The organism is Acinetobacter sp. YH12128, from assembly GCF_013418655.1.
Classification (GTDB): domain Bacteria; phylum Pseudomonadota; class Gammaproteobacteria; order Pseudomonadales; family Moraxellaceae; genus Acinetobacter; species Acinetobacter amyesii.
The window spans coordinates 25,787-44,625 of record NZ_VPBO01000001.1; the positions used below are offsets into that span (position 1 = coordinate 25,787).

The following is an 18,839-nucleotide window of genomic DNA, read 5'->3' on the forward strand; positions in this document are numbered from 1 at the left end:
AACATGTCTAAAGGTCAAACTTTACAAGATCCGTTCTTAAATTCTCTCCGTAAAGAACGTATTCCTGTGTCAATCTTCCTTGTCAACGGTATTAAATTACAAGGTCATATTGAATCTTTCGACCAATACGTTGTTTTATTAAAAAATACTGTAAGCCAAATGGTTTACAAACATGCTATTTCAACTGTTGTTCCAGCACGTAACCCACGTCCTGCTGGTGCTCCTGCTGGTGCTCAAGGCGCTGCCGGCTTTGGTGGTCAACAAGGCGGCTTCGGCGGTCAACAAGGTGGCTTCGGTGGTCAAGGTGGCTTTGGTGGTCAAGGTGGCTTCGGTGGCCAAGGTGGCTTCGGTGGCCAAGGTGGCTTCGGTGGTCAAGGTGGTTTTGGCTCTCAAGGTGGCTTTGGTGGTCAAGGTGGCTTCGGTGGTCAAAGTGGTTTCGGCGGTCAAAATGCTGGTTTTGATGGCGAAACTAAATTTGAAGATGCTCAAGACGACGAAAACAACAATCGTTAATTGAGTTAAAAAAACCTCCCAAATGGGAGGTTTTTTTTGCCTATAAAAAGAGTAGATGGTTTAAATACTGGTTTTTTAATAATTACTACAACTAATAATTACTACAACGCTGAATAATGATAAGAATCGACATAAAAAACCAGCCGAAGCTGGTTTTTTGTTTATTCACTTATTTCTTTTTACGATCTAGAGCAGGGTCTTTAATTTCAACATAGGCATTGTTGCGAATTTCACGTAACCAGCTGTCCAGTTCAGTGTCAAATTGACGCTCACCTAAAATCTGACGTGCCATACGTTCTTGTACTTCATGTGTCATGTCTTGTTGACGTGTATCGGTCACTTGAAGGATGTGCCAACCAAACTGTGACTGAAAAGGCTTGCTGATTTCACCTTTCGCTGTTGATTTCATCATTGCTTCAAATTCTGGAACCATAACACCTGGGCTAACCCAACCTAAACTACCACCATTGGCAGCAGAACCAGTGTCATTCGAGAACGTTGAAGCCAAGACCGCAAAATCTTCACCCTTTTGCAGGCGATTATACAAGTTGTCGATCATTTGTTTTGCGTTTTCAGGACTCACCACTTCAGATGGTTGAATCAAGATATGGCGAGTTTGGTATTGAGGAACAATGGCTTTTTGTTCGCCACTTTTACGGTCGACCAATTTTAAAACATGAACGCCATCACGTACTGAAATTAGTTCAGTGGTTTGACCAACTTGCAAAGGAGCTACACGTGCAGCAAGTTCATCTGGAATATCAGATAAGTTGCGGAAGCCCATATCGGCACCGTCAACTTTAATATCTTTGGTACTGTATTTGCTAGTAATCGCTTTTACATCGTTGCTTGCTGCAAGTTCTTTGCGAATGTCTTCCGCGATTTTAACGGCATTATCACTGCTAGCTACACGTACATGTAAGACATGAACCTGATTACCTAGTGCTGCTTGACCTTGTGGTGAGCTTAAGAAGTTTTTCACATCTTGGTCACTGATTTGAATGCGAGAAGTGACTAACTGTTGGCGTAGGCGTTGTAACGCGATGTCTTCAGCGATACGTGCACGTAAACCAGCATAGGTATTTGGCGCAACAGCATCTAATTTTTGCTGAAATGCTTCTAAGCTTGGAGAACCTGCGTCTTTTGCAACTTTAAGTACGGCTTCATTGAGCGATTTTTCATCCGCTTTGACGTTATAGCGTTTCACTTGTTCAAGCTGTGCTTGGCGCGTAATTAGCTGTTCTAAAGCTTGTTGCTGCAAGTATTCGGTCGGTGGGACGGTTTGTTTTTTTGCTTGAAGTTGGTGAGTGATCTCGGCAATGCTTTGATCAAGATCACTACGAAGAATCACGCTATTGTCAACGACAGCTACAATTTCATCTTTAGGTTGCGCAGCAGCAAATACAGATACAGAAGTCGATAGGCAAAGTGCCAAAGCTGACGCTTTAAAAATTTGTTTTAACTGTTTTGTCTTCATTAACGTTCTGTCCAAGATTGATTAATATTGTTAAAACCCAACACTCGGTTTTCAAGCAAAGAGGTTAATTTATTGTTGAAGCCACCTAAACCTTTTAGGGTGAACTCCGCCATAATGGCACGTTTTGGTTTAACATCTGAAGATGTTACATCATCTAAATCGTTATAGTACGAACGACCATAAACTGAAACACCCCAGCAGCATGACTCGTAGTTCACACCCAGTAAATATTCACGCGCAATACTGTTGTCGAGGTCATATTGTGCATGACCGATAATACGCCAGTTATTGTGAATAGGTTGAATAAACGATGCTACTGCTTGGTCATAGCTGTCTTGGCGGTTCGGAATGTCTTTACGATAGAAATAACCGACATTGTATAAATTGCCTTTATTTCCTGTGTAATACATTTGAATATCGCGCTGAGCATTATCACCATTCGCCATCCATGCAGAATTGGCATTGACACTGATGCTGTCAGATAGCTGGCTAGAAATGCTCACGACAGGGCCAGTATGGCGTTCGGTATCAAATTTATCAGAGACGTTGTTTAGCGTGACGCGGCGGTCTTCAAAATAGAAACTTTGACCAACGCTAGCTTTTAAACGCTCAAGACCTACATCATCAAATAAACTATAGCTTAAACCTAGAGATGCGAAGTTGTTGTCTTCTAAACGGTCATTACCGTAGAAACGACGCGGGCTAAACAACTGGTCATAGTTAATTGATGCTGTGGTTGAGTCAAAGTTTGGGTTAGTGTCTTGGTTTTTGTATGGAGAATACGCGTAGAAGAAACGTGGCGTTAAAGTTTGTAGATAACGACCTTCGCGCTCCATCACAAGACCCGCATCTAAAGTAAATTGCGGTACAATGACCGATTTACTTTCACTACTAGAGTGATTGTTATTTGTATTGGCACGATCAACAGTATCTTGATCGTAAATCGTGTTTACGTTACGAATAGACACTTCTGGAATTACAAAAGACCATGGGTTACGATAGTTATAACGCACACTAAAGTCGTTATAAATACGTGCACCACTTGGCTCATACATTGTCGCATCACTATTGTTTTGCGGAATATTATCGCCACGCAGATTCTTTTTAAAATATGCTGTATCGTTGTTAAATTCGTACTGTAAGCCGAGCGGATTACCAGTCTTGTAGTTCAGTAGGAATTGCGGCAAGCGCGCATACGGACGGTCTTCATCACTGACAGTTTTATCCAGTGTTTGGAAGTCTTCAACTTTAAGCTGTGCTTTTAGGCCGGGGATACCATTTTTATAATTGAGTTCCCATGCACGGCGTAAGTTCAGGTCAGTTTTTGAGTTTGGATTATTATTGAGATCTGAGAAATAGTCTTTATCAGATGCATAGTTATATTCTAAATTTGTCGTGAATTGATCGTTAATTTTCCAGTTATGGAGGAAATGTAAGTCTTTACGATCTTGATCGTCATACTTTTGGTCGGATGGTAAATAACCACCCCACACCATCCCTGAACCAAAGTTTTTGGTCAAATAACGGAATTCACCTTCCATCATTGCGCCACGGTCTGCAATATAACGTGGTGTTACCGTAGCATCATAGTTTGGCGCAAGGTTTAAATATACAGGTACTGCAAGCTCAATACCACCGTCATTGGTAAAACCAAAGCTCGGGGTCAAAATACCAGTGGTACGACGGTCATCAATCGGGAAGTTGAAATAGGGCACAGCCATCACAGGTACGTTTTTTACATATAATGTTGTACCTTTGGTTTCACCGCGGCCAGTTTCTTGATTCAGCTTAATTTTGTCTGCTTGAATTTTCCACGTTGGTTTTTCATCGGGTGGACAAGTGGTATAAACAGCGTTTTCTAATTCGAGTGTTTCGGTTGAAGTACGTGAAATTTTCTCAGCGCGACCGTGTGCATGCTGCTGTTCAGCAATAAAGAAACTGTTATTTAAATCACCCTGTTGGGTTTTTAAATTGTAATCAATGGAATCGCTTTGCGAAATCAGCCCAGACTGTGCCATTTGCACGCGGCCAGAAGCATTGGCGTAGGTTTGGGTTTTATCAATTTTGATTTGATCGGCACGAATTTGACGACCTTCTTGGTCAATCAGAACATTACCTTCAAGAATGGAGTCGCCATTCGGGTCAAAATGACCATAGTCAGCGGTAATGGTAGAGGTTGCATCTTCAGGTGCGACCGCTTTTGTCGTTGGCGCAACAGGGGTAATCCACGTGCCAGTACAAAATGCAGAACTTAATTGATTGGTGTTGCGAATCTGTGCTTCAGGTGCAGATTTATCGACATAATATTGTTCGAAGAACTGCTGCCCCGGATAAGCTTCTGAAATGCTTTGTTTGAGTTGTTCTGTATCGTCATCCGTGGACGGGTTTGAAACAGGTGCTGCATAGCTTGGTAACGAGCTACCACATAGAAGGGTTAAGATCGCAGTCGCTAAAGGATTAAATTTAAACTGATGCTTCATTTGTCTCATTAACCAGGTATGCTTAATCGCAATTAATTATTGTCGCATCATAGAGAAAAAGTTGATAAGTAGCTACACTTAGCACTTTAAAAACTCAGCCTGTATTAGAATTTATCGCAAATGAATACACAACGTGAACAATTGATACAAACATGGATTTCATCTGTACTCGATTCAGATCAATTTGAAATTAACTTCTTAGCAGGCGATGCAAGCTTCCGTCGTTATGCACGAATCAAATTGAATAATAAAACATTTATGCTCATGGATGCACCACCAGAAAAAGAAGATTGTGGTCCTTTTGTGTCGATTGATGAATTTTTTGATGCACATGGCGTGCGTGTACCACATATCGTGGCCAAAGACCTTGATCAAGGCTTCTTATTGTTAGAGGATTTTGGTGATGTTTTATTGTCCACGTTGTTGAATGATCAAACAGTAGACGCACATTATGCTCAAAGTTTTAAACAGTTGATTCAATTACAGTCAATTGATGGTACTGCTCATTTTCCTGCATATACCTATGAAAAGCTGATTTCTGAAATGGAGCTGTTAACCGATTGGTTATTGCCATCTCTACAAGTGCAGCCTACTGAAGAAGAATCGGCACTGATTAAACGTACCTTTGCTATCTTAGCCAATGCTGCATTGGCTCAGCCTCAAGTGATTGTGCATCGTGATTTTCATAGCCGTAATTTGATGGTACTTGATGATGAGCAAGATCAGGGTGTGATTGACTTCCAAGATGCTGTGATTGGCGCAGATACTTATGATTTGATTTCTATTACACGTGATGCTTATGTGCAGTGGAATGCAGATCGTGTTTATGCATGGTTTAAGACGTTCTATGATTTGCTACCTGCATCGGCTAAAGAAGGTCGTAACTTTGAGCAATTCAAACAAGACGCTGACCTGATGGCGATTCAACGTCATATCAAAATTTTAGGTATTTTTGTGCGCTTATTTGAGCGTGATGGTAAGTCAGGTTATCTCAAAGATTTGCCGCGTGTGATGTGGTATTTACTTGAAGAAAGTAAACCATATGCAGAATTACAACCTTTTATGCAATTTATTCACGCTAAAGTATTGCCGAAATTTGAAGCCAAATACGGCACTTATGAGGTTGTTGCATAATGAAAGCCATGATTTTAGCGGCGGGTCTCGGAAATCGGATGCGCCCTTTAACATTGTATAAGCCAAAGCCTTTGCTTGAAGTGGGTGGAAAACCACTGATTGTTTGGCATATAGAAAAGCTAAAAAAAATAGGTGTCACTGAAATCATCATCAATTCTGCATGGCTTGCAGATATCCTGATTGGTACTTTAGGTGATGGTTCGCAGTTTGGTGTAGATATTCGTTGGACACGTGAAGCGGAAGGTTTGGAAACAGCTGGTGGCATTATTAATGCTTTACCTTTGCTTGGGACAGAACCGTTTATTTTAGTCAATGGTGACGTTTGGACGACTTACGATTTTTCAGCCTTGCTCAATGTTGAGCTAAAAGATGATTTGGCACACTTGGTTTATGTGACTAATCCAACGCAACATCCAAAGGGTGATTTTATCTTGGATGCAGGGCGTAGTTATACCTTTGAGCAAGAACATGCAGGCGAGGCACTCACCTATAGTGGGATCGCGGTCATTCATCCAAATATGTTTGATGGATTGGAAGCGGGCAAGCGTCCGCTCGCACCTTTATTGAAAGAAGCTATGTTGGATGGAAAAATTTCTGCAGAGAAAATGCAAACTGCATGGGTTGATGTTGGCACACCTGAGCGTTTAAGTGATCTAGATCTACAGATTCGCCAAGGCATGTACGATTAAGTGCATATTCGCTAAGCGTTAGCTACTGTTCCACGGCTTAGAAATCGGTATACTTCAGTTAATTTTTATTGAGATGTCTTCTTTATGCATCCTTTTTTTCAAGACTTAAAGCAAGGTAGTCAAAAGCTTGGCTTAGATTTGAGTGAAGAAGCATTAAATCTATTGCTGAAATACCAAGATGCCCTAGTGCTGTGGAACAAAGCGTATAACTTGACCGCTATTCGTGATCCTAAAGAAATGTTAGTTAAGCATTTATTGGATAGCTTAAGTATCCTAAATGATTTGCCTGTAGGTCGTTTATTGGATATCGGTACGGGTGGTGGCATGCCGGGCATGATCATTGCACTGTGTCAGCCTGAACGTGAATGTGTGCTTTTAGATGCCAACGGTAAAAAAATTCGATTCTTAAAACAATTTATTGCTGACTTAAAACTAAAAAATGTCATTGCGGTACAAACACGTGTCGAAAATGAAGACAGCATTCATGAACTGGGGCAGTTTGATGTGATTACCAGTCGTGCTTTTGCATCGTTAACGGATTTTGTGGATGCGTCTAAACCGTATATGCATGCGCAAAGTATTATCGCGTCGATGAAAGGCTTAATTCCTGAAGAAGAAGTTGAAACACTAAAAAGTGATTTCAAGATTGATATCGTTGCATTAAAAGTTCCACGACTTGATGAGCAGCGTCATTTAATTTTTCTTAAACGTATTTAAAATTTTCAAAGGACTGGGGTTACCATGGCTCAAATTATTGCGATTGCAAACCAAAAGGGTGGCGTAGGTAAAACCACAACGGCTGTGAACTTGGCTGCATCTTTAGCTATATTAAAAAAACGAGTTTTACTTGTGGACATGGATTCACAAGGCAATGCCACGATGGGTTCGGGCATTCAAAAAAATGATTTGTTGTATTCAGTCACGGATGTCTTACTTGGTGAAGTGCCGATTGAAACTGCTATTTATAAAGCGGAAGTGGGCTATAAGGTTTTAGGTGCAAACCGTGACTTAGCTGGCGTTGAGCTGGCGATTGCGGATCAAGACGGTCGTGAGTTTATTTTACGTGAAGCATTGGCAAGCGTCGAAAAAGACTTCGACTATATTATTGTCGATTGTGCACCAAGTTTAAGTTTGATCACTGTCAATGCACTTGCAGCGGTACGTGCGGTGCTGATTCCAATGCAGTGTGAATATTATGCCTTGGAAGGTTTGGCTGATTTAACCCAAACCATTGACCGTATTCAGCAAGCATTGAACCCAGATCTAGAGATCGTGGGTGTGCTGCGTACTATGTACGATGCGCGTAATGCCTTAACACGTGATGTGTCTGCTGAGCTTGAACAATACTTCGGTCAGAAACTTTATGACACGGTTATTCCGCGTAATATTCGTTTGGCTGAAGCGCCTGCGCACGGTTTGCCAGTGATTTATTTTGAAAAAAGCTCGAAGGGTGCAGTTGCTTATTTGAACTTGGCAGCTGAGATGTTAAAAAAAACCAAAGTAAAAAAAGGAACTAAAGCATGACCGTAAAAAAACGCGGACTGGCTAAAGGTCGTGGTCTGGATGCCTTACTCGGCTCAATTCAAAAAGAAAAACTACAGCTCGAAGCAAAAGCTTTAGATCATGGACAGTTAAAACAAATTGATGTGCATTTATTGAAACGCGGCGAGTATCAACCGCGTCGTTTCATTAAAGAACAAGATTTACAAGAACTTGCTGCATCGATTGAAAAGCATGGCGTCATGCAGCCAATCGTGATTCGTCCTGTAGAAGATGAAAAGCATCCCTACGAAATTATTGCAGGTGAGCGTCGTTGGCGTGCGGCTCAGCTTGCAGGTTTAACCGAAGTTCCAGCCATTGTTCGTGACTTGAGTGACCAAGTGGCAATTGCCTTGGCATTGATTGAAAACATTCAACGTCAAGATCTGAACCCAATCGATCAAGCTATGGCTTTACAACGCTTCCATGACGAGTTCGGTTTAAGTCATCAAGAGATTGCCGATACGGTCGGTAAAGCACGTACCACGATTAGTAACTTACTACGCCTCTTGTCTTTAGCGGATCAAGTCAAAGACTTTATGCAGCAAGGTTTGCTCGATATGGGGCATGCACGTGCGATCTTGACGTTAAAAGCCAAAGATCAGCTTAAAGTTGCTGAAATGGTGATTGAAAAAAGTATGTCTGTACGTCAAACCGAACAATTTGTTCGTGATTTGAATGCACCAAAACAACAAAAAGCTAAACCAATTGTTTCATCAGACATTCAACAACTGACACAACGTCTCTCTGATCGTTTCAGTGCAGACGTGAAAATTGATCATAATAAACAAGGGAAAGGCAAGCTGGTGATTAGCTACCATACTCTTGAAGAGCTAGATGGCATTTTAAATATTTGTCTAGCTGAATAATTTTTAAAATCGATTTATTGGGGAAAATCAAATGTGGGAATTAGTCAAAGCGGGCGGGTGGTTAATGATCCCGCTCGTCATTTGTTCGATCTTTACGGTAGCCATTACCATTGAGCGCTTTATTCGTTTAAAAAAATCTATGGTGTTGCCAAAAGACTTGATGATGAATGTGAACACATCAGTGAAAGATGTGGTGCAACAGCTAAAGCAAAGTCCAACTTTACAGCAAAGTACATTGGGTCGTGTCTTGGATGCAGGTTACGCTAGTAAAGATCAAAACGAGCAATATGCACGTGCGCAAATGGAAGTGACAGCATCACAAGAAATTGGTTATTTAGAAAAAAATATCAACTTTTTGGGCACTTTAAGTGCTGTTGCACCGTTACTGGGTTTATTGGGTACGGTGATCGGTATCATTGAAGCATTCTTAATGATTGATATTGGTACTAATAGTGATCCAGTGTTAATGATGCCGGGTATTTCAAAAGCCTTGATTACCACTGCTGCCGGTATGTTAATTGCTGTGCCTGCATTATTTGCGCATCGTTATTTCCAACGTTTGGTTCAGGAATATGTGGCTGAGTTAGAACAGCAGTCGACATTATTTCATGCCGCTTTGTTTTATAAAAAAACACCTGAAGTAGAAAGTCAGGACATTCAGAAAGCCAGCTGAGTGGAGACTGCGCATGAAATTTAAACGTCGTCAGGTTGAAGATATTCATATCAACCTCACACCGATGATTGACTGTTTGATGTTCATTTTGGTGTTCTTGTTGCTCTCGACTACCTTTAACCAGATGAGTCGAATGAACCTGACTTTGCCAGATGCACAAGGTGTTCCACCTAAAAACTATGATCAAAAGATTGAAGTTGTGGTGGATTCATCGGGACATTATTCTGTCAATGGTCAGTCATTGGCGAGTAAAGAAGTCTCTGATTTGAATACTGCAATTAAACAGACAGCCAATGATCGTCGTGATTTAATGTTTGTGATTGCCGCAGATGCAAAAGCAACACATCAAGATGTGATTCGGGTGATGGATGTTGCAGGTCAACTTGGATTTGTGAATATCAACATCAGTACCAAAGTTCCAACTCGAGGTTATTAGTGAAGCACGATTTTAAGGTCTATTTACGCCTATTAAGTTATTTAAAACCTTTTTGGGGAATCGGCCTGCTGGTTTTGCTTGGTTTCGGTATTAATGCTGCGACAGAAGTTTCTGTCGCAAAATTATTGGAACGCATTATTGAAGCCATTCAAAACAAAGATCAAAGCTTTACAACCTTATTTCCACTCTTGGTGGTTTTATTGATGTTCTTCCGTGGACTCGGTTTGTTCATGGGGGGATATTTTACCGCAGTGATTTCTCGAAACTTAATCTTTAATATTCGTCAGCAAGTATTCGCAAAACTCATGCGTTTGCCTTCGCAATATTATTTAGATAATTCGAGCGGACATATCACTGCAAAAATTATGTATAACGTTGAACAGTTGACGGCAGCATCATCTGAGTCACTGAAAACGATTGTACAACAGGGTTTGATTACCATCGCATTATTGGGTTATTTGCTGTATACCAACTGGCGTTTAACCCTGTGTATTTTGATTTTTGGCCCAATTATTGGGTTGATTATCCGTAAAGCATCCAAGCGCATGCGTAAATTATCCATGCAAGTGCAAAGTACCATGGGTGATGTTAACCATGTAGTGCAAGAGACAGTACAAGGCAACTTGGTGGTGAAGGGCTTTGCAGGGCAAGATTATGAACAAAAACGTTTTTATGAAAGCTCAATGGAGAACTTACGCCGCGGCTTAAAGATGGTCGTGGTGCAACAACTCAATAGCCCGATTGTTCAGCTGATTATGTCGATCGCGCTCAGTATCGTGATGTATATCGCGCTACGCCCAGAGATTTTACAAGATACAACCGCGGGTGAGTTTGTTGCCTATATCACTGCCGCAGGTATGCTAAGTAAGCCAATTAAAACCTTAACGGATGTCAACGAAAAACTACAACGAGGCATGGCAGCAGCTTATTCAGTTTTTGAATTGCTTGATATGCCTGAAGAAGTAAATAACGGCACGCTTAAGCCTGCTTTGAAAGGCGATGTCGAATTTAAAAATGTTAATTTGATCTATGCTGATGGTCACCATGCGATTCATGACTTCAATTTAAAAGTCAATGCAGGGCAAACCGTTGCATTGGTTGGGCGTTCAGGTGCAGGTAAAACCTCACTGGTCAATCTGTTGGTTCGTTACCAAGAGGTGTCGTCAGGACAGTTGTTGCTTGATCAGCATGATATTCACGACATAGAGCTCAATAGCTTGCGTACTCAGATTTCGATGGTCAATCAGCAAGTAGTTTTGTTTAACCGTACAGTGCGTGAAAATATTGCTTATGGTCAGCTCGAGCATGCAACAGATGAACAAGTCATTGCTGCTGCTAAAGCTGCATTTGCACATGATTTTATTATGGATTTACCGCAAGGTTATGACACGCCGTTGGGTGCCCAAGGTTTAAATCTGTCTGGTGGTCAACGTCAACGGATTGCAATTGCGCGTGCGATTTTGAAAAATGCACCGATTTTAATTTTAGATGAAGCGACCAGTGCACTAGATAACGAATCTGAATTTTTTATTCAGCAAGCATTTGACGCTGCGATGCAAGATCGTACCACGATCGTGATTGCGCATCGTTTATCGACCATTGAAAATGCAGACTGTATTGTAGTGATGGATAAAGGGCGTATTATTGAACAAGGTTCTCATACGGAATTGATGGCACAACGTGGTGCATATTACCAACTTCATCAGCGTAATTTTGAGGAAAATTAAGTCATGTCTTTTGCACAATTGATTCAGGATGCTTGGAATGAACAGGCAAAGTGGCTCGTTGTGTTTAGACCTTTGTCATGGCTTTATCGTGGTGGCTTTTTACTCAATAAAAAGCTCTATCAATCAGGTATTAAGCAAAGCTATAAAGCGCCTATTCCAGTCATGGTCATTGGAAATATCACAGTGGGTGGGAGTGGCAAAACCCCCTTGCTCATTCACTTGGTCAGTTATTTAAATAGCTTAAACCTGCGTGTTGGTGTGATCAGTCGTGGCTATGGTGGTCAAGGACCATTTCCGGCCTATGTGGATTTAGACTCGACGGCTGAAATCGTGGGTGATGAACCGAGCTTAATCGTTCAGTCTACAGGCGTGCCGATGGCGGTTGGTCCAAACCGCCAGCAGAGTATTGAATTGCTGCTGTCTAAGCATGAATTGGATTTGATTATCTGCGATGATGGTTTACAGCATTGGGCGCTTCAACGTCAGTTGGAGTGGATCGTACTGGATAACAACCGTGGTTTAGGCAATGAAAAATTATTACCTGAAGGTTATTTGCGTGAACCGAAAAAGCGCCTTGCCAGTGGGACGGTCATTGAACATTCAGCAGATCCAAGTTCTCCACTGAATATGCACCTTGAAGCGGCGCAACCTTATTTGCTCAATAAAGATCTTGTGACGACATTTGATGCAAATAAAGATTTTTATGCTGTGGTGGGTATCGGCTTTCCGCAACGCTTTTATAAAACCTTAGAAAATATGGGGATTCATCAATTTCAATGTCATGAATTCCCAGATCATTATGAATATGAACTGAGTGATTTGCAATTTGAAGATGCCAATCCCATCATTACCACTGAAAAAGATGCAGTTAAAATTTTAGCGATCCTCAAAAATAATCCAGATTTTAAAAGAGAAATATGGGTTGTTCCTGTAGATGCAGTGTTGTCACCTGCGTGTTATGAAACTTTGCATGCGCAGTTGAAAAAACTGGGTCTGAAACTTCCCGAAGGCATTTAATTTATGAAACATATTGTTATTCCTGCACGTTTTTCAAGTTCACGTTTACCGGGTAAGCCTTTACTTGAAATTCATGGTCGTCCGATGATTTTACGTGTGGTCGATCAAGCCAAAAAAGTTGCAGGATTCGATGATCTATGTGTTGCTACAGATGATGAACGTATTGCAGCAGTATGTCGTGCGGAAGGGGTTGATGTGGTATTGACCTCTGCAGAGCATCCATCTGGGACAGACCGTTTAAGTGAAGTTGCACGCATCAAAGGTTGGGCGAGTGATGACATTATTGTCAACGTACAGGGCGATGAACCTTTGCTTCCCGCTCAATTGGTAAAACAAGTTGCACAATTACTTGTAGATCAGCCGACATGTTCAATGTCGACACTCTGCGAGCCGATTCATAGTCTAGATGAGTTTCAACGTGACAGTATCGTCAAAGTGGTGATGTCAAAGCACAATCAAGCGCTGTATTTCAGCCGTGCGACTATTCCGTATGACCGTGATGGTGCAAAGCAAGTAGAACAAACCTTGCATGATCAGGCTTTTCGTCATTTAGGTCTTTATGCATACCGCGTAAAACTCCTTCAAGAATATGTCACTTGGGATATGGGTGTACTCGAAAAATTAGAAAGCCTTGAACAATTACGCGTTTTGGAAAATGGTCACCGTATTGCCATTGCTGTGGCAGAAGCGAACCTACCACCTGGCGTAGACACTCAAGCTGACCTTGATCGTTTGAACCAAATGGATGTTTCAAACTTCGAATAAGGTTAAACGATTTATGCAAAATGAAATTGTGGCGCAAGTGTACCCTTGGCAGCAAAATACATGGAATACATTAACCAGCCGTTTTCCACAACTGGGACATGGCGTGCTTTTGTATGGCAAAAAAGGCTGTGGTAAAGAGGCATTTGCAAAACAATTTCTTGCTTGGGTGCTGTGTCAAAAACGTGATGAGCGAACTGAGCCATGTGGTGAGTGTGGGAGTTGCCAGTGGTTAAAGTCAGATACACATCCAAATTTTGTCCACATCAGTACAGATGAAGACAATAAAAAGCAAAATGCCAAAATTAAAATCGAAAAAATTCGTGATTTATTGCCTTTTGTACAGCAAACCGTAGACGGTTGGCGAGTTGTGTTGATTGAGCCTGCTGAAGCATTAAACATTGCATCATCAAATGCATTGCTGAAAACATTGGAAGAGCCGGGCGAGCGGATTGTGATTATGTTATTGGCAGAGCATTATTTGAAATTGCCGGCAACCATTCGCAGTCGAATGCAGCACTATGCATTGGATCGTATTGAACCGGAACAATCACAGCAATATTTACAGCAGCATTTGCCCGATAGTGGTGAAACCCAGCGCAAAGTTCTCATGAACTTAGCTAGTCAAATGCCATTACAAGCGATTTCATTGGCAAGTAGTGAATGGCTAAATATGCGCCAAGAGTTTCTACAAGATTGGCAAAAACTTGTGACACAAAAAAATATGCCGATGGCAATTGCGACCAAGTGGAATAAAGCTCTGAGTTTTAGTGATTTTAGTCAAATGTTTGAATACTTGTTGTCCGATATAATTTGTGTCAAGCTAAATCAATCCATAAAAAATATAGATTTGGATTTTGGGGTGTTGGCAGAGCAATATTCGCTCGAAACACTCTTTGGGATTTATACAGAATTACAGCAGTCTAAGCGGTTCATCGAGCAGAACGTACAGGGGAATCTGGTCGTAGATGAGCTTTGCATCAAACTGATGAATGTTTAATTAAGGGGAAACATCATGCAACCACGTATGGGCGGGATCGTTCACGCTAATATTCCAGATGTGGAAACACTTTTTGCGAGCTACATGCCTTATGTCGTTGGTGGCGGTTTATTTGTACCATCAAAGCAAGCTGTGAAAATGGGTGATGAGGTTTTCTTATTGGCGACTTTGCCTGAACAAAGTATAAAAATTCCTTTGACAGGAAAAGTGATTTGGATTTCGCAAAAGCAAAATGGCATTAAACCACAAGGCTTTGGAATTCAATTAGGCGGCGAGAAAGGCGTTTATTTCAAAACAGAAGCAGAACGTTTACTTGCAGGGCTTAAATCTGAGGGGCGTAGAAGTTACACTATGTAGTTACAACTGTGAAGACTTGTAGGTACATATTGTGTTTGTAGATACCCATTGCCATTTAACCATGCTCGACCTAAGCCCTTATGAGGGTAATTTAGATCTTGCATTGGATCAGGCTCGTCAAGCCGGGGTCTCAAAATTTATGAGTATCTCGGTTGATCTAGATGACCATATCGAACTTTCAAAAATTGCCGCACGCCATGCCGATGTAGGTTATTCCGTTGGGGTACACCCATGTGAAGATCCTGCAACGATGGCTCGGGCAACAGAAGAATATCTCATTGAATTAGCACAACCTGAAAAGGTTTGGGCGATTGGTGAAACAGGGCTGGACTATTTTCATAGTACAGACTTTATTGCAGAGCAAAAAGAATGCTTTGCCCGCCATATTCACGCATCGCAAGCTGTAAAAAAACCGGTGGTTGTACATACCCGTTCTGCAAAGCATGATACGGTGGATATTATCCGTGCAGAGAAATCTACTCACGGTATTTTGCATTGTTTTACTGAAGATTGGGAAACGGCAAAAGCTGTCTTAGATTGTGGTTATTACGTGTCATTTTCAGGCATTGTTTCTTTTAAAAATGCGCAAGATTTGCGTGATGTGGCCAAGCAAGTGCCATTGGATCGAGTGCTGATTGAAACAGATAGCCCATACCTTGCACCGATGCCCTATAGAGGAAAGTCTAATGAACCAAAATACGTTCCCTATGTAGCCAAAGCCTTAAGTGATGTATATGATAAGTCAATTGAAGAGATGGCTTTCATTACAATGCAAAACTTTGAAAATCTCCTCAATCTTAAGTAAATAATTTGAATTGATATAAGAGTAAGAGAGTATAGGGTGAAGATGGATCGTCAAGCTCAGTTTAGAGCAAGAGAAGCATTAATTTTCCAAGTGGCAGAGCAGCTGCTATTGGAAAATGGCGAAGCAGGGATGACACTAGATGCGCTAGCGGCAGAACTCGACTTGGCAAAAGGGACGTTATATAAACACTTCCAAAGTAAAGATGAACTATATATGTTGCTCATTATTCGTAATGAACGCATGTTATTGGAAATGATTAAAGACACCGATAAAGCTTTTCCTGAACACCTTGCTTTCTTTATGTTGCATCACTTACATCACCCAGAACGTACAGTGTTGTTTCATCAAATTGAAGAGCGTTTATCGACAACGGGTGTGGGTATTCAACACTTGTTTAGTGAACTTTATCAAGTGCGCAAACAGCGTCTAAGATTGATCATTCGTATGACTGAGCGTTATTTGGAGTCGATTCAAAGTAGCATGCCAGTACGTGATTATCTTGCTTCGATTTGGTCACTTACACATGGCGCTGCAGCAATTTTGAACTCAAGTTTTTATCAGCGTTATTTGGGTTCAAGAGACACCTTACGGGTTGCTTATATTGATCAAGCCTTGGCCTTACCAAAACAAGTGCATGCGGTTGCTCAATTCGCTTAAAGGCTGTTTATGAAAATAGCATCACCATCATCGGTTCGTGGCTTCACCCTCGTTGAATTGATGGTGGTGATTGTGATTATGGGCATCATGGCCTCATTGGTGCTTTTGAATATCGGTGGGACAGATCAACGCAAAGCCATGCAAGCACGCGAAGTGTTTGTAATGGATCTGAAACGAATATTACGTGATGCAAATGATCAAGCTTTGATATTGGCCTTACAGCAAAAAGCTGGAACGGATGTCAACACGCAAAGCTATGCGGTACAAGAATATTTACCAGAACAAAAACGTGTAGAAAATAGTATTTTAAATCAGAACAATAAATGGCAAAACTATAAAGATTTTGAAACCCGAGTATTACCTGAAAATGTCTCTTTTACGATTCAGCCTTTAGATCAACAGTATGAAAATGCTAATAATGATGATTTGTTAAATACCAATGCACCCAAGTTGATTTGGTTGGGTAATGGTGAGGTAAAGCCTGTGCGTATACAGTTTTATTTTGAAGAACGTCCCATTGGTAATGAAATCGAAATCGATCATTTAGGGAAAGTTAATGCGGGCTAAAGGGTTTACGCTACTTGAAGTCATGGTGGCATTGGCGATTTTTGCTACTGCGGCAATGGCTTTGTCTAATGTTGCGATGCAATATACGCAGTCGACAGCACACGCAATTTTAAGAAATAAAGCACAATTTGTCGCGCTGAATGAAATCGCTAAGATGGAAATCAATCGTGAATGGATGACAGGTACTGCATCTAAACAAGTCACTGAACAAGGCGAACAATGGCAAATTGACAAAAAAGCCCAAGCCACCATTAGTCCAAATGTACAACGTATCGATATCCAAGTGAGTTTGATGAATGCTGAAACTGGGGATGTAGAAGCAGGGATTAGTAGTTTAGTGTTCTTTAACTATAAGGCTCCGTTGGATGAAAATAATAACTAGAAAAAAACGTACATCTCAAGATATGCCTGTGCTTGTGCAGCAAGGAATGAAGAATCAAGCAGGATTTACCTTAGTTGAACTTTTGGTTGCGATTGCCATTTTTGCAGTACTATCTGCATTGGGCTGGAAGGTTTTTGATTATGTCTCGAAAGTGAAAGAACGAAACGCAACCCATGAGGCACGGCTCAGTCAGTTGCAAGATGCCCATCAGCAAATTCTCAGAGACACAGTACAAGCTGTGCCCTTAACTGCCAATATTAATGGAGATATTCAACCAGCGTTAGTATTGCAAAATGGCCGATTTAATTTCAGTAAGACAGGTGTCACTGATCCATTAAATCAGGGCATTGCACCTGACGAGCGAGTGGAATATCAATACAAAGCTGATGAAAAAAAATTGTATCGGCTAAAATTTAAAAATCTCAACCAAACGGGGCATGATCAGCCAGATTCGAGTGTTTTACTGGATAATGTTGAACAATATAAAATCACGGTACTCAATCCAAATGAGTTAGAGAATTGGCCAGATGCTGCCGCTGATTTGAATAATGAAAAAACCATTCAACTGTTACCGCGGGGTATCAGGATGCAGCTCACAGTTGATGGGACAAACTACGAATGGTTATTCAGTTTGTTAAATACTGATTTTTTATTGGATAAAAATAAGAATGGTTAACGGTCAGGTAGTAGAGGCATTTGAAGTTCGGAGTTGCTTATGAAACAGCAACGTGGCATCGCTTTGTTAACTATCCTGATGATGGTAGCTTTGGCAACCATAGTTGCAGCAGGCATCGCAAAACAACAAGCCAATACTTCTGAAAATACCGCTTATGTGATGCGCCAAAATCAATCGTTGTTATATGCGAAAAGTGCCGAAGCATTTTTTGCTGAACTTTTGGTGAATGATGCCGAAAATGCAGGGCAGGTGGATCACCTCCAAGAAAATTGGGCTCAGCCTATGCCCGCCTTTCCAGTGGAAGGTGGAACCGTTGCAGGTGTGCTGCAAGACGAATCTGGAAAATTTAACCTCAATAGTTTGGTTTCAGAAGAGGGTGTGGTAAATGACAAAGCAAAATTATGGTTTGAGAAAATATTGCAGCGTGTTGGTTTACCCGCAGAATTAAGTCAAGCCGTGATTGACTGGCAAGATGAAGATGATGAGACCTCTGGCCCAATGGGAGCAGAGCTGGCGTATTATCGTGGTTTAAATAATGCGGCACTACCGCCAAATGCAAAATTCCATAGTGTGGAAGAGCTGAAATCAGTCCGTGGTTTTGACGGTGCTCAATATAAACTAATTGCGCCTTATGTGAGTAGCTTACCTTCGCATGAAACAACGGTAAACATTAATACCGCTCCTGCATTTTTGTTAGCGACCTTGGATGATCGTTTAGATGTCAATGCAGTTGAACAAGCTTTGCAACAAAAAGCAGCCAAATTTGAACATTTCGAAAATATCAATGATTTATGGGCAATGGAGCCATTTGCACAGGTGAGCACAGAAAATCGGGAAGTTTTAAATTCACAATTGGGTGTGCAGTCGAACTATTTTAAAGCGCAAATTGAAATTATTTTAAATGAAAGAAAGCGTCAATTTACCAGTGAGTTAGTGCGAAAAGATAAAGATGTATATGTGGCTTTTCGCAGTATGGCGCCATTTTAGGTCTTAAATATCGCTAAATTTTCATGATGCCTTTTCCCAATTGTGCTGAACAGCAAAATTAATGCCTCTTGTTAGACTTTTGCATTATAATC

Annotated in this window: 21 protein-coding genes; 19 read left to right on the forward strand and 2 right to left on the reverse strand. The window is 41.1% G+C overall.

Features of this window, described 5'->3' with window-relative positions; translation table 11 throughout:
- The first annotated feature begins 3 nt into the window (after positions 1–3).
- The gene (gene hfq / locus FTU64_RS00120; protein ID WP_168378882.1) at positions 4–513 is read left to right on the forward strand and encodes an RNA chaperone Hfq; all 510 of its coding nucleotides are present in this window, start codon (positions 4–6) and stop codon (positions 511–513) included.
- Positions 514–682: 169 nt separating this feature from the next.
- Here hfq and FTU64_RS00125 read toward each other — a convergent pair whose 3' ends face one another.
- Both FTU64_RS00125 and FTU64_RS00130 read right to left on the reverse strand, forming a co-directional pair.
- Complete coding sequence (locus tag FTU64_RS00125; protein WP_180059021.1) at positions 683–1,990, reverse strand: peptidylprolyl isomerase; 1,308 nt, start codon at positions 1,988–1,990, stop codon at positions 683–685.
- Positions 1,990–4,470 carry an LPS-assembly protein LptD gene (locus tag FTU64_RS00130; protein ID WP_168378884.1) on the reverse strand — a complete coding sequence of 827 codons (2,481 nt, stop codon included), beginning with the start codon at positions 4,468–4,470 and terminating at the stop codon, positions 1,990–1,992. Before FTU64_RS00130 ends, FTU64_RS00125 begins: the two co-directional genes overlap by 1 nt.
- Before the next feature lie 120 nt (positions 4,471–4,590).
- Between FTU64_RS00130 and FTU64_RS00135 the strand changes: the two genes are divergently transcribed.
- The 18 genes from FTU64_RS00135 to gspK all read left to right on the forward strand — a co-directional run bounded on the left by FTU64_RS00135 (position 4,591) and on the right by gspK (position 18,747).
- Entirely contained in the window at positions 4,591–5,604 is a 1,014-nt protein-coding gene (locus FTU64_RS00135; protein ID WP_180059022.1) for an aminoglycoside phosphotransferase family protein, read from the forward strand.
- Positions 5,604–6,293: an N-acetylmuramate alpha-1-phosphate uridylyltransferase MurU gene (gene murU / locus FTU64_RS00140; protein WP_180007341.1), complete on the forward strand. Its 690-nt coding sequence runs from the start codon at positions 5,604–5,606 to the stop codon at positions 6,291–6,293. The genes FTU64_RS00135 and murU overlap by 1 nt, the downstream gene beginning before the upstream one ends.
- An 84-nt stretch (positions 6,294–6,377) precedes the next feature.
- Positions 6,378–7,010: a 16S rRNA (guanine(527)-N(7))-methyltransferase RsmG gene (rsmG, locus tag FTU64_RS00145; RefSeq protein ID WP_180059023.1), complete on the forward strand. Its 633-nt coding sequence runs from the start codon at positions 6,378–6,380 to the stop codon at positions 7,008–7,010.
- Between the two features lie 24 nt (positions 7,011–7,034).
- Complete coding sequence (locus FTU64_RS00150) at positions 7,035–7,817, forward strand: ParA family protein (protein WP_078188958.1); 783 nt, start codon at positions 7,035–7,037, stop codon at positions 7,815–7,817.
- Positions 7,814–8,701 carry a ParB/RepB/Spo0J family partition protein gene (locus FTU64_RS00155; RefSeq protein WP_111885065.1) on the forward strand — a complete coding sequence of 296 codons (888 nt, stop codon included), beginning with the start codon at positions 7,814–7,816 and terminating at the stop codon, positions 8,699–8,701. Before FTU64_RS00150 ends, FTU64_RS00155 begins: the two co-directional genes overlap by 4 nt.
- 31 nt (positions 8,702–8,732) lie before the next feature.
- Positions 8,733–9,374 (forward strand): MotA/TolQ/ExbB proton channel family protein, encoded by a 642-nt coding sequence (locus tag FTU64_RS00160; RefSeq protein WP_180059024.1) that lies wholly within the window; start codon positions 8,733–8,735, stop codon positions 9,372–9,374.
- A gap of 13 nt (positions 9,375–9,387) precedes the next feature.
- On the forward strand, positions 9,388–9,810 hold the full coding sequence (locus tag FTU64_RS00165) for a biopolymer transporter ExbD (protein ID WP_180022523.1): 423 nt from the start codon (positions 9,388–9,390) through the stop codon (positions 9,808–9,810).
- Positions 9,810–11,537 carry a lipid A export permease/ATP-binding protein MsbA gene (msbA, locus tag FTU64_RS00170; RefSeq protein ID WP_180007340.1) on the forward strand — a complete coding sequence of 576 codons (1,728 nt, stop codon included), beginning with the start codon at positions 9,810–9,812 and terminating at the stop codon, positions 11,535–11,537. Before FTU64_RS00165 ends, msbA begins: the two co-directional genes overlap by 1 nt.
- A 3-nt stretch (positions 11,538–11,540) precedes the next feature.
- Positions 11,541–12,554, forward strand: coding sequence for a tetraacyldisaccharide 4'-kinase (gene lpxK / locus FTU64_RS00175; RefSeq protein WP_180059025.1), 1,014 nt, complete (start codon positions 11,541–11,543; stop codon positions 12,552–12,554).
- A gap of 3 nt (positions 12,555–12,557) precedes the next feature.
- Complete coding sequence (gene kdsB / locus FTU64_RS00180; protein ID WP_180059026.1) at positions 12,558–13,319, forward strand: 3-deoxy-manno-octulosonate cytidylyltransferase; 762 nt, start codon at positions 12,558–12,560, stop codon at positions 13,317–13,319.
- 13 nt (positions 13,320–13,332) lie between these two features.
- Positions 13,333–14,316, forward strand: a complete 984-nt coding sequence (locus tag FTU64_RS00185; protein ID WP_180059027.1) for a DNA polymerase III subunit delta' — start codon at positions 13,333–13,335, stop codon at positions 14,314–14,316.
- Between the two features lie 15 nt (positions 14,317–14,331).
- The gene (locus FTU64_RS00190) at positions 14,332–14,673 is read left to right on the forward strand and encodes a PilZ domain-containing protein (protein ID WP_180059028.1); all 342 of its coding nucleotides are present in this window, start codon (positions 14,332–14,334) and stop codon (positions 14,671–14,673) included.
- A 31-nt stretch (positions 14,674–14,704) separates the two neighbouring features.
- Positions 14,705–15,478 (forward strand): TatD family hydrolase, encoded by a 774-nt coding sequence (locus FTU64_RS00195; protein ID WP_111885060.1) that lies wholly within the window; start codon positions 14,705–14,707, stop codon positions 15,476–15,478.
- A gap of 42 nt (positions 15,479–15,520) precedes the next feature.
- Positions 15,521–16,135 carry a TetR/AcrR family transcriptional regulator gene (locus FTU64_RS00200; protein WP_168378896.1) on the forward strand — a complete coding sequence of 205 codons (615 nt, stop codon included), beginning with the start codon at positions 15,521–15,523 and terminating at the stop codon, positions 16,133–16,135.
- A gap of 9 nt (positions 16,136–16,144) precedes the next feature.
- Positions 16,145–16,702, forward strand: coding sequence for a type II secretion system protein (locus FTU64_RS00205; RefSeq protein WP_180059029.1), 558 nt, complete (start codon positions 16,145–16,147; stop codon positions 16,700–16,702).
- Positions 16,692–17,084, forward strand: a complete 393-nt coding sequence (gspI, locus tag FTU64_RS00210; protein WP_078188947.1) for a type II secretion system minor pseudopilin GspI — start codon at positions 16,692–16,694, stop codon at positions 17,082–17,084. The genes FTU64_RS00205 and gspI overlap by 11 nt, the downstream gene beginning before the upstream one ends.
- 46 nt (positions 17,085–17,130) lie before the next feature.
- Positions 17,131–17,760, forward strand: a complete 630-nt coding sequence (gspJ, locus tag FTU64_RS00215) for a type II secretion system minor pseudopilin GspJ (protein WP_111885090.1) — start codon at positions 17,131–17,133, stop codon at positions 17,758–17,760.
- 39 nt (positions 17,761–17,799) lie between these two features.
- Positions 17,800–18,747, forward strand: a complete 948-nt coding sequence (gene gspK, locus FTU64_RS00220) for a type II secretion system minor pseudopilin GspK (protein WP_180059030.1) — start codon at positions 17,800–17,802, stop codon at positions 18,745–18,747.
- Positions 18,748–18,839: the final 92 nt, after the last annotated feature.

What these genes read in the sequence shown, in the direction of transcription:
- hfq (WP_168378882.1), top strand. Translation starts at nt 4, where the DNA reads ATGTCTAAAGGTCAAACTTTACAAGATCCGTTCTTAAATTCTCTCCGT.
- FTU64_RS00125 (WP_180059021.1), bottom strand. Translation starts at nt 1,990, where the DNA reads ATGAAGACAAAACAGTTAAAACAAATTTTTAAAGCGTCAGCTTTGGCA.
- FTU64_RS00130 (WP_168378884.1), bottom strand. Translation starts at nt 4,470, where the DNA reads ATGAAGCATCAGTTTAAATTTAATCCTTTAGCGACTGCGATCTTAACC.
- FTU64_RS00135 (WP_180059022.1), top strand. Translation starts at nt 4,591, where the DNA reads ATGAATACACAACGTGAACAATTGATACAAACATGGATTTCATCTGTA.
- murU (WP_180007341.1), top strand. Translation starts at nt 5,604, where the DNA reads ATGAAAGCCATGATTTTAGCGGCGGGTCTCGGAAATCGGATGCGCCCT.
- rsmG (WP_180059023.1), top strand. Translation starts at nt 6,378, where the DNA reads ATGCATCCTTTTTTTCAAGACTTAAAGCAAGGTAGTCAAAAGCTTGGC.
- FTU64_RS00150 (WP_078188958.1), top strand. Translation starts at nt 7,035, where the DNA reads ATGGCTCAAATTATTGCGATTGCAAACCAAAAGGGTGGCGTAGGTAAA.
- FTU64_RS00155 (WP_111885065.1), top strand. Translation starts at nt 7,814, where the DNA reads ATGACCGTAAAAAAACGCGGACTGGCTAAAGGTCGTGGTCTGGATGCC.
- FTU64_RS00160 (WP_180059024.1), top strand. Translation starts at nt 8,733, where the DNA reads ATGTGGGAATTAGTCAAAGCGGGCGGGTGGTTAATGATCCCGCTCGTC.
- FTU64_RS00165 (WP_180022523.1), top strand. Translation starts at nt 9,388, where the DNA reads ATGAAATTTAAACGTCGTCAGGTTGAAGATATTCATATCAACCTCACA.
- lpxK (WP_180059025.1), top strand. Translation starts at nt 11,541, where the DNA reads ATGTCTTTTGCACAATTGATTCAGGATGCTTGGAATGAACAGGCAAAG.
- kdsB (WP_180059026.1), top strand. Translation starts at nt 12,558, where the DNA reads ATGAAACATATTGTTATTCCTGCACGTTTTTCAAGTTCACGTTTACCG.
- FTU64_RS00185 (WP_180059027.1), top strand. Translation starts at nt 13,333, where the DNA reads ATGCAAAATGAAATTGTGGCGCAAGTGTACCCTTGGCAGCAAAATACA.
- FTU64_RS00190 (WP_180059028.1), top strand. Translation starts at nt 14,332, where the DNA reads ATGCAACCACGTATGGGCGGGATCGTTCACGCTAATATTCCAGATGTG.
- FTU64_RS00200 (WP_168378896.1), top strand. Translation starts at nt 15,521, where the DNA reads ATGGATCGTCAAGCTCAGTTTAGAGCAAGAGAAGCATTAATTTTCCAA.
- FTU64_RS00205 (WP_180059029.1), top strand. Translation starts at nt 16,145, where the DNA reads ATGAAAATAGCATCACCATCATCGGTTCGTGGCTTCACCCTCGTTGAA.
- gspI (WP_078188947.1), top strand. Translation starts at nt 16,692, where the DNA reads ATGCGGGCTAAAGGGTTTACGCTACTTGAAGTCATGGTGGCATTGGCG.
- gspJ (WP_111885090.1), top strand. Translation starts at nt 17,131, where the DNA reads ATGAAGAATCAAGCAGGATTTACCTTAGTTGAACTTTTGGTTGCGATT.
- gspK (WP_180059030.1), top strand. Translation starts at nt 17,800, where the DNA reads ATGAAACAGCAACGTGGCATCGCTTTGTTAACTATCCTGATGATGGTA.